General features: G+C 59.2%; 5 protein-coding genes and 1 pseudogene. 5 read left to right on the forward strand and 1 reads right to left on the reverse strand.

Features of this window, described 5'->3' with window-relative positions:
* A pseudogene (locus tag AB4043_RS08535) lies at positions 1-492 on the reverse strand (TolC family protein); the annotation flags it as partial.
* Between the two features lie 215 nt (positions 493-707).
* On the opposite strand from AB4043_RS08535, the gene AB4043_RS08540 reads away from it, so the two are divergent.
* The 5 genes from AB4043_RS08540 (at position 708) to AB4043_RS08560 (ending at position 8,306) form a co-directional block, all read left to right on the forward strand.
* The gene (locus AB4043_RS08540) at positions 708-1,793 is read left to right on the forward strand and encodes a Gfo/Idh/MocA family protein (RefSeq protein ID WP_442306856.1); all 1,086 of its coding nucleotides are present in this window, start codon (positions 708-710) and stop codon (positions 1,791-1,793) included.
* 13 nt (positions 1,794-1,806) lie between these two features.
* On the forward strand, positions 1,807-3,024 hold the full coding sequence (argJ, locus tag AB4043_RS08545) for a bifunctional glutamate N-acetyltransferase/amino-acid acetyltransferase ArgJ (RefSeq protein ID WP_442306857.1): 1,218 nt from the start codon (positions 1,807-1,809) through the stop codon (positions 3,022-3,024).
* A gap of 184 nt (positions 3,025-3,208) precedes the next feature.
* Positions 3,209-5,887 carry a pyruvate dehydrogenase (acetyl-transferring), homodimeric type gene (gene aceE, locus AB4043_RS08550; protein WP_442306858.1) on the forward strand — a complete coding sequence of 893 codons (2,679 nt, stop codon included), beginning with the start codon at positions 3,209-3,211 and terminating at the stop codon, positions 5,885-5,887.
* 112 nt (positions 5,888-5,999) lie between these two features.
* Positions 6,000-6,626, forward strand: coding sequence for a hypothetical protein (locus AB4043_RS08555; RefSeq protein WP_442301244.1), 627 nt, complete (start codon positions 6,000-6,002; stop codon positions 6,624-6,626).
* A gap of 654 nt (positions 6,627-7,280) precedes the next feature.
* Positions 7,281-8,306: a capsule assembly Wzi family protein gene (locus AB4043_RS08560; protein WP_442306859.1), complete on the forward strand. Its 1,026-nt coding sequence runs from the start codon at positions 7,281-7,283 to the stop codon at positions 8,304-8,306.
* The last annotated feature ends 63 nt before the right edge of the window (positions 8,307-8,369 follow it).

Here is an 8,369-nt window from a genome sequence, read left to right on the forward strand (position 1 = left end):
CAGGTATCCACGGAAATCGAAGACCTGGAACGGTCCGACGATGGGGCTTACTCCGGGGAAACTCAGACCAAATGCCGCAAGGTTAACCTGCTGCACGTTATAGGTAACCTCACCACGTGCTGTCGGCAACAAAGCCTGCAACTCCTGCAGCCGCTTGCCCCCGGATTCTTTCACCGAAGAGGTTTCCAAAATCAGTCCGAGGTTGGTCTTCAGTCCACGTCGGATGGCATCACCGAGACTCAAATCGAGAACTCCGTCCGTGGCTTTCCCCTCCACGACAGAGCCCTTGAAGTTGTCTTGCCCACTCGTCCCTGTCGTGCTCCGCGACTGCTGTTGCAGCACACCTTGTGCTGCCTGCACCGCCGCGGCGCCAGAACCCGGCGAAGTATTACCCGCGCCCGAAGGCGCCACACCGCTGCGCGACTGCTGCTGCGCACCGAGGGCTCCAGCCAGGAGCATTGCCGGTAAAACCAAGATCTTTCTCTGCGCCATTGTCCTCATGCTAATCGCAACCGCACATCACACTTCGCCGGTCTTGATCCGCCGGCCCTTTTCATACGACTGGAGCGGTTGTTCTTCCTTTGGATGCAGGCCCCTGCGCCGAACGCTTCAAAAAAGTTGCATTTCATCTTCCATTTCGCCAAATCCCTCTGACATACCACCCTGGCATCTTGCATACAGAGCTCTTTCACCTGCACCCTATACCCATGATTCGCACCGGACTCATCGGCTTTGGCCTCGGCGGCCGTGTTTTTCACGCGCCCTTTATCTCCGTTACCCCCGGCATGGAATTAACCGCGGTGGTGCAGCGTGGCCCGTGGAAGCAACCCTTCCCCTCGGCCTCAGAACAGTACCCCGGCGTCCGCATCGTCGGCTCTGTCGAAGAACTCCTGGCCATCGAGGAGCTCGACCTTATCGTTATCTCCACGCCGAACGAGTCTCACTTCTCTCTATGCCACGCCGCACTTTCCGCCGGGAAGCACGTCGTCATCGACAAGCCCATCACGACCTCATCCGAGGAAGCCCGTCAGCTCATCGATCTTGCCGAGTCAAAGAACCTCATCTTCGCGCCCTTCCAGAACCGGCGTTTTGACGCGGATTTCCGCACAGTCGAACGCATTCTGGACTCGGGCCGTCTGGGCCGCCTGGTCACCTTCCGCGCTCACTTCGATCGCTTCCGCCCCGGCATTCGTCCGAATACCTGGAAAGAGAGTGGCGCCCCGGTCAACGGCCTGCTCTTCGATCTCGGTCCGCACCTCGCCGACCAGCCGCTTGCACTCTTTGGTAAACCGGACTTCGTCACCGGCTCAGTCCGCACAGACCGCGACAATTCTGCGATCGAAGATGCCTTCGACATTCGCCTCGACTATCCACGCCTGACGGTTCACCTCTCGTCGAGCATGATCGCCGCCTCGGCTTCGCCGCGTTTTCTGCTGCACGGCACGAACGGCAGCTTCGTGAAATACGGTCTTGACCCGCAGGAGCCTGCCCTGCTCGCCGGTCAGCGGCCCACAGTGGACGGAGAATGGCTCTGCGAACCGGAATCGGCCTGGGGCACCCTGATCCTTGCCGACCCTGCATCCGGCGGTACCCATTCAGAAACTGTTCCATCTGAGACCGGTGACTACCGTCTGTTCTTCGCGAATGTGCGCGACGCTATCACCGGTAAGGCTCCGCTGATGATTCCGGCCATTCACGGCCTACGTATTACCCGCACCCTCGAACTGGCCCGTCAGAGCAGCGCGGAAAAACGCTCCATCCCGTTTRCCGAAGCTGAATGGAATTACAGGTAAACTCAACCGAGTAATGAACGAATCACAGCCTTCCTCACTTCCTGCCGGCTTTCTGTGGTCTGCCACGAAAGCCGGTATTAAGGCCTCCGGGAATCCCGATCTGGCCCTGGCTCTGGCGCCCGAAGGCGCCACCGCAGCCGCAGCTTTTACCAGCAATCAAATGGTCGCCGCTCCCATCGTCATTGGGCGGCAGCATATCGCCGCCTCCGATGGCCGCGTTACAGCGCTGCTGATCAACGCCGGCAATGCCAACTGCGCTACCGGACAGCATGGGCTGGATGCCTGCGTAACCTCCTGTGATGCTTTGGCGGCTCTGGCCAACTGCGGCCGGGAGAATATCTTCCCTTCCTCCACCGGCATCATCGGAGTTCCCCTTCCGGTCGAGAAGATTACCACCGCTCTCCCCACGGCCTTCGCCGCCCTCGCTGGTACAGAAGAGGCGGCGGACAGCTTCCGCCGCGCCATTATGACGACGGACACCAAACCGAAGTCGGYACGCGCCACTGTCATCTACAAGGGCAGGTCAGCCTCGATTTTCGGTGTTTGCAAGGGAGCAGGCATGATCGGCCCTCAGCTTGGGCCGCCGCACGCCACCATGCTGGTGTATCTGTTTACGGATATCGCGGCTACTCCTGCCCAGCTTCGCGAGGCCCTCGGCCCGACAGTAGAGGCCAGCTTCAACTCCATCTCGATCGACGGCGATACCTCTACGAACGACACGGTGCTCCTGCTTGCCTCCGGAGCCAGTGGTCTGACGCTGGATGCCGATACAGCGGACGCCTTCCGGAGCGCTCTGAACCGGGTTACCCAGGATCTGGCTCACCAGATTGTCGACGACGGCGAAGGCGTCACGCATGTGGTCACGCTGCACGTCACCGGAGCTGCCTCGGTTGCAGACGCCCAGACAATCGCCCGCACGATTGCCAATTCCCCGCTCTGCAAGACCGCCTGGTCCTCCGGCGATCCGAACTGGGGACGTCTTATCGCGGCGGCGGGCCGTTCGGGGGTCGTGTTCGACCCCGCCCTTGCGTCCATCCATATCGGCGATCAGCCAGTCTTTGAAGCAGGTACCCGCTCTCCTCATTTTGATGAGGCGGCGGCGCATACGGTCATGCTGCAACGCGAGTACACCATCCTGTTGAATCTCAACGCCGGCCAGGCCGAGACCCGCTTCCTGACCTGCGATCTCACACACGAGTACGTCACCATCAACGCCGACTACTCCACCTAGCACTTCCGACCTGCTCCTGGGAAACCAGGAGCGGGCCCTTTCTGATTCCCCAGCAAGCCCCCGAAACTTCGCACATCCGTGCGGTGATCGCACGGAAACGGTGACGCGCGTATGGGTAACGGTTTATCGTGGTAGGCGGCAGGCTGATATCCGCCCAAACTTCTACTTATAGGGGTGCCCCGCAATGTCCACGAAGCTCGATAACCCTCCGGCGACCGCCAACCCGGATTTCCTGGCTGAAGTCTCCGAGTGGATTGAAGCATTTGACGAGCTGGTCGTCGCCGAAGGCCATGAGCCCGCCGCTGAGCTGCTGTCCGCGCTGAAGCAGCGCGCTGCCGAAGCCGGCGTGGCCGCTACCGGCGAACTGACGACCCCATATCGCAACACCATCCATGCCCATGACGAGGTGCCCTATCCCGGCGATCGCAATCAGGAGCGGCGTGTCGAGGCCCTGATCCGCTGGAACGCCATGGCCATGGTGCACGGCCAGAACAAGAAGGATGCCGGCATCGGCGGTCATATTTCGACCTACTCGTCGCTGTGCACCCTGCTTGAAGTTGGTTACAACCACTTCTTCCGCGGCAAGTACGGCGACCAGCCCGGCGATTTCATCTACTTCCAGGGCCATGCCTCGCCCGGTGTCTACGCCCGCGCCTTCCTTGAAGGCCGCCTGAGCGAAGACCACCTGAAGAACTTCCGTCACGAGCTCCGCGATAAGCCCGGCCTATCGTCCTATCCCCACCCGTGGCTGATGCCGGAGTTCTGGAACTTCCCCACCGTTTCCATGGGCATTGGCCCGCTGAACGCCATTTACCAGGCACGTTTCATGCGTTACCTGGAGAACCGTAACCTGATCCAGAAGACGGGCCGCAAGGTCTGGGCCTTCGTCGGCGACGGCGAGTCGGACGAAGTGGATACCCTGGGCGCGATCGGTCTCGCTTCCCGCGAGAAGCTCGACAACCTGATCTTCGTCGTCAACTGCAACCTGCAGCGCCTAGATGGTCCGGTCCGCGGCAACAAGCGCATTATCGACGAGCTGGAAGGCGTCTTCCGTGGCGCCGGCTGGAATGTCATCAAAGTGGTCTGGGGCGCAGACTGGGATGAGCTCTTTGCCCGGGACTACAAGGGCCTGTTGCTCAAACGCATGGAAGAGTGTGTCGACGGCGACTTCCAGACCTTCAAGGCCAAAGGCGGCGCCTATCTCCGTCAGCACTTCTTCGGTAAATATCCGGAGCTGCTGGAGATGGTTGCCGACAAGACCGATGAGCAGCTAGCCCGGCTGCACCGCGGCGGCCATGACCCCGCCAAGATCTTCAACGCCTRCAAGCGTGCAACTGAGTACACCGGCGGCCCGACCGTCATCCTGGCCAAGACGGTCAAGGGTTATGGCCTGGGAACGACGGAAGCTCGCAACGCCAGCCATCAGGAGAAGAAGCTTACCGACGATGGCCTGGCGGCTTTCGTCAAGCGTTTCGACATTCCCGTATCGGAGCAGACCGCCAAGGACGCCGGTCTGTATCACCCTGGACAGGATGCCCCGGAGATCCAGTATCTGCAGGCCCGCCGTAAGGAACTTGGCGGCTACCTCCCGGTTCGCGAAGTCCCCGCACTGAACTTCAAGGCGCCGGCGCCCGACTTCTTCAAGGAGTGGATGGCCGGCAGCAAGGGTCGCGAAGTCTCCACCACCATGGGCTTCGTCTCCATGCTCCGCTCCCTGCTCAAGGAGCCGAACTTCGGCAAGTACGTTGTCCCCATCGTTCCTGACGAAGGCCGTACCTTCGGCCTTGAATCTGTGATCAAACAGGTTGGCATCTATGCCTGTGAAGGTCAGAAGTACACGCCGCACGATGCCGACATGCTTCTGAGCTATCGCGAAGAGAAGGATGGCCAGATCCTCGAGGAAGGCATCACCGAGGCGGGCTCGATGGCCAGCTTCACCGCCGCGGGAACGGCCTACTCCAACTACGGCATTCCTTCGATCCCGTTCTACATGTACTACTCGATGTTCGGCTTCCAGCGCGTCGGAGACATGGCATGGGCATTTGCGGACTCTCGCGGAAAAGGCTTCCTCATGGGCGGGACAGCTGGACGCACCACCATGCTGGGTGAAGGTCTGCAGCACCAGGACGGCCACTCGCCCGTACTGGCAAGCACCGTTCCAACCTGCCTGAGCTACGATCCTGCCTTCCTCTTCGAAATGGCAGTCGTCATTCAGGATGGCCTGAAGCGGATGTACGAACAGGGTGAGAACGTCTTCTACTACATCACCATGTACAACGAGGACTACGTTCAACCTGAGGCGCCTGCAAATCTGGACGTCAACGGTATCCTCAAGGGCCTGTACCTTTACAAGCCTGCTGCCGGCGAAGCGACGGTACAGCTCTTCGGCTCGGGCACCATCCTGAACGAGGTGGTCAAGGCACAGCAGATTCTGGCCGACGAGTACAAGATCCAGGCAAACGTATGGTCCGTCCCCAGCTACACCGAGCTCCGCCGCGACGCACTTGCGATTGAGCGGTGGAATCGCCTGCACCCCGCAGAGCCGGAGAGGAAGCCGTATCTGCTGGAGGCTCTCGGCAACGCCCAGGGGCCAGTCATCGCGGCCTCGGACTACATGAAGGTCATGCCGGATGCTCTGGCTCCGTGGCTTGGCCAGCGTCTGGTCACGCTCGGTACAGACGGCTTTGGCCGCTCTGACAATCGTGAGTATCTGCGTGCGCACTTCGAGATCGGCGCCAAGGATATCGTCGCAGCCGCGCTCTCCAAGCTGGTTCGCGATGGTAAGGTGAAAGCCAAAACCGCGCTCAAGGCATTTGCCGATCTCGGCATCAACACCGAGAAGAAGGACGCCGCTCGCGCCTGAAGTCCACTATCATCCGTAAAAGCCCGGCTGTCGCCGGGCTTTTGCTTGCCAAGCACAAGCACCATCTTGCTCTTTTGCCGGTGTGTGCTACCTTGCAGAGAAACAGGTCGAAATGTCTGCCGCTACTTTTGAAAACCCACTGATTCCTAATCAGCGTCTCAAACAGCTCTACAACGCCATGCGCGATCTGCGCTCCGGCAGCAAACGTACACGCGGTCTGGAGGCCGGTATCGCGGCTACAGCGAACCACCTGCGGCCGCAGGACACGATCGCTGCCTCCGCCGCCCTGGCGCCGGCTGTCGGCATCGTACAACAAAGCAGCGGTAACCTTTTGCCCGGCACACTGGATGCTGCGCAGCAATTCGCCGCTGTACATGGCGCTGCCTTTGCGAACATGCACTTCACTCCTGGCTTTGTGGCTGTGCTCTATCTGGATAGTGCACTTCCTGCCGGATGTGAAAGGTTCATTGAAATGACTGCGAAGCGCGAGTTACCCGTGCTGTATCTCCAGCTTCCCGGACATACTCCTCATCCCTCCGCCGCTAAACATAAGATCCCGGTCATTCCTGTCGATGTACACGATGCTGTTGCGTGTTATCGCGTGGCACAGGAGGCGTTTACGCGGGCTCGTACGCTCCATCTCCCCACGTGGATCAGCTTCCAGCAGATTGGTGATGAAGACTCTCTCGATGCAATGCGAGGGTATCTTAAGGCCAAGGGACTGCTGGCGCGTTCGTGAGCAAAGGTAAACTGAGAGCAGCATGCGCCGCTTCCCTATAGCACTCTCCCTCGCTTTCGGTTTCGTCGTTTTATATTCCGCCAGTGCGCAGCAGAACGATCCGGCGCAGCAGAACCTTCCTGCGCAACAACCCGGTTATAACCAGCAACAGCAGACCAATCCTCCGGCTCTTCCTCCTTACAATCCGGACCAGAAGCAACCTCCGGCCCTTCCGCCGCCGCAGCCCGTCCCTCCTCCGGTCGTTGCACCCCAGCCGACAGAGCAACATCCATTCACGGCGCGTAACCAGTACGGGCCGCCAGCGACGATCCGCAAAATCGACTTTCTGGGTTCGGTGTACATCCCCGTCGATAGCTGGATCTATCCAGCCATGCTGCGTCTGCACGCCTACGGATATCTCAATACGGCTTTCATCAGCATTCGGCCCTGGACCAGGCGTAGCGCCATCAATATGCTGGTCGACTCAGAGCAGGACATTCGAGCCGGCGATAACGAAGAAGCGAAGGCTATTCTTGATTCGCTGCTTCATGAGTTCGATGCGGAACTAGCTGCGAACTTTGATGGCGTTGGAGCAACAGGGTTCCCTACGACGGGTTCAATCGTCACCAAAGCACGATTCCTGAAGGTCCCATTGCAGCAACCAACACCTTTCGGATCCAGGAAGCGAATCTCTCGTTTCACCTTGCCAAGCATGAGTTCTCACTCGGAAAGTCCGATGCCTGGAACGGGCCGGGCCTGGGGGGTGCATTTTCCTGGACCAACAATGCGGAGAATATCTATTCGTTCCGCATCAACCGCGTCGAACCGATGTATATCCCGTTCATCCGCAATGTCCTGGGGCCTCTTCGCTATGACATCTTTGTCGGCAGCCTGAAGGGACACACGTATCCGAATTCTCCGTGGGTACATTCCACTACATTCAGCTTCGCACCCACGAAGAACTTCCAGTTTGGATTTTCCCGTACCGCAATCTGGGGAGGTAAGGGGCATACCCCGATCACCATCCRCACGTTCCTTAAGAGCTTCTTCCACTTCCAGGATACGAATGGGACTGAAAAATTCTCCCGCTCCGATCCAGGAGCTCGTTTCAGCATGTTTACGGCGTCGTGGCGCCTTCCCATTCCGAAGCACCTCGCGACCTTCTATCTGGATTCGATGGTGCACGACGATGTCACGCCCATAAGCGCTCCGCATCGTGCCTCGTTTCGTCCGGGGCTTTATCTGGCGCAGCTTCCCTATCTCCCTAAGCTTGACCTCCGTCTCGAAGGCGTCAGCACCGATCCTCCGGTCCCAAACAGCGGAAGGGGCGAGTTCATGTACTACGAAACCGTTCAACGTCAGGGTTACACCAACAAAGGCTTCATCATGGGAGACGCCATCGGCCGCGAAGCCAAAGGGGGCCAGGCATGGCTTACCTGGCACTTCTCTGGCAACGAATCGGTGCAACTGCAGTACCTGAACAAGAAAACCCCTAAGGACTTTGTCCCCGGCGGCACTACGCAGAATCAGTTCTCCGTCAATCTCGTCAAGCGCTTTGCCAAAGAGGTGGAACTCAATGCGACTTTGCAGCATGAGATCTGGAAGGCGCCGGTCTACAAACAAGGCCAGCAGAACAATACACTCGTTCAGTTTCAGCTCACCTGGTACCCGCGCCTGCGTCAAGGACTTGGCACGCATTAGAACAAACGGTTAAACAGAAAAGGCCCACACACTTCAGGTGCGTGGGCCTTCCTACTTTGTACC

Origin of the sequence: Terriglobus sp. YAF25, from assembly GCF_052113305.1 — a bacterium.
Lineage (GTDB): Bacteria > Acidobacteriota > Terriglobia > Terriglobales > Acidobacteriaceae > Terriglobus.

Bases quoted from the DNA above. Each gene is read 5' to 3' on its own strand.
- AB4043_RS08555 (WP_442301244.1), top strand. From the start codon at position 6,000: ATGTCTGCCGCTACTTTTGAAAACCCACTGATTCCTAATCAGCGTCTC.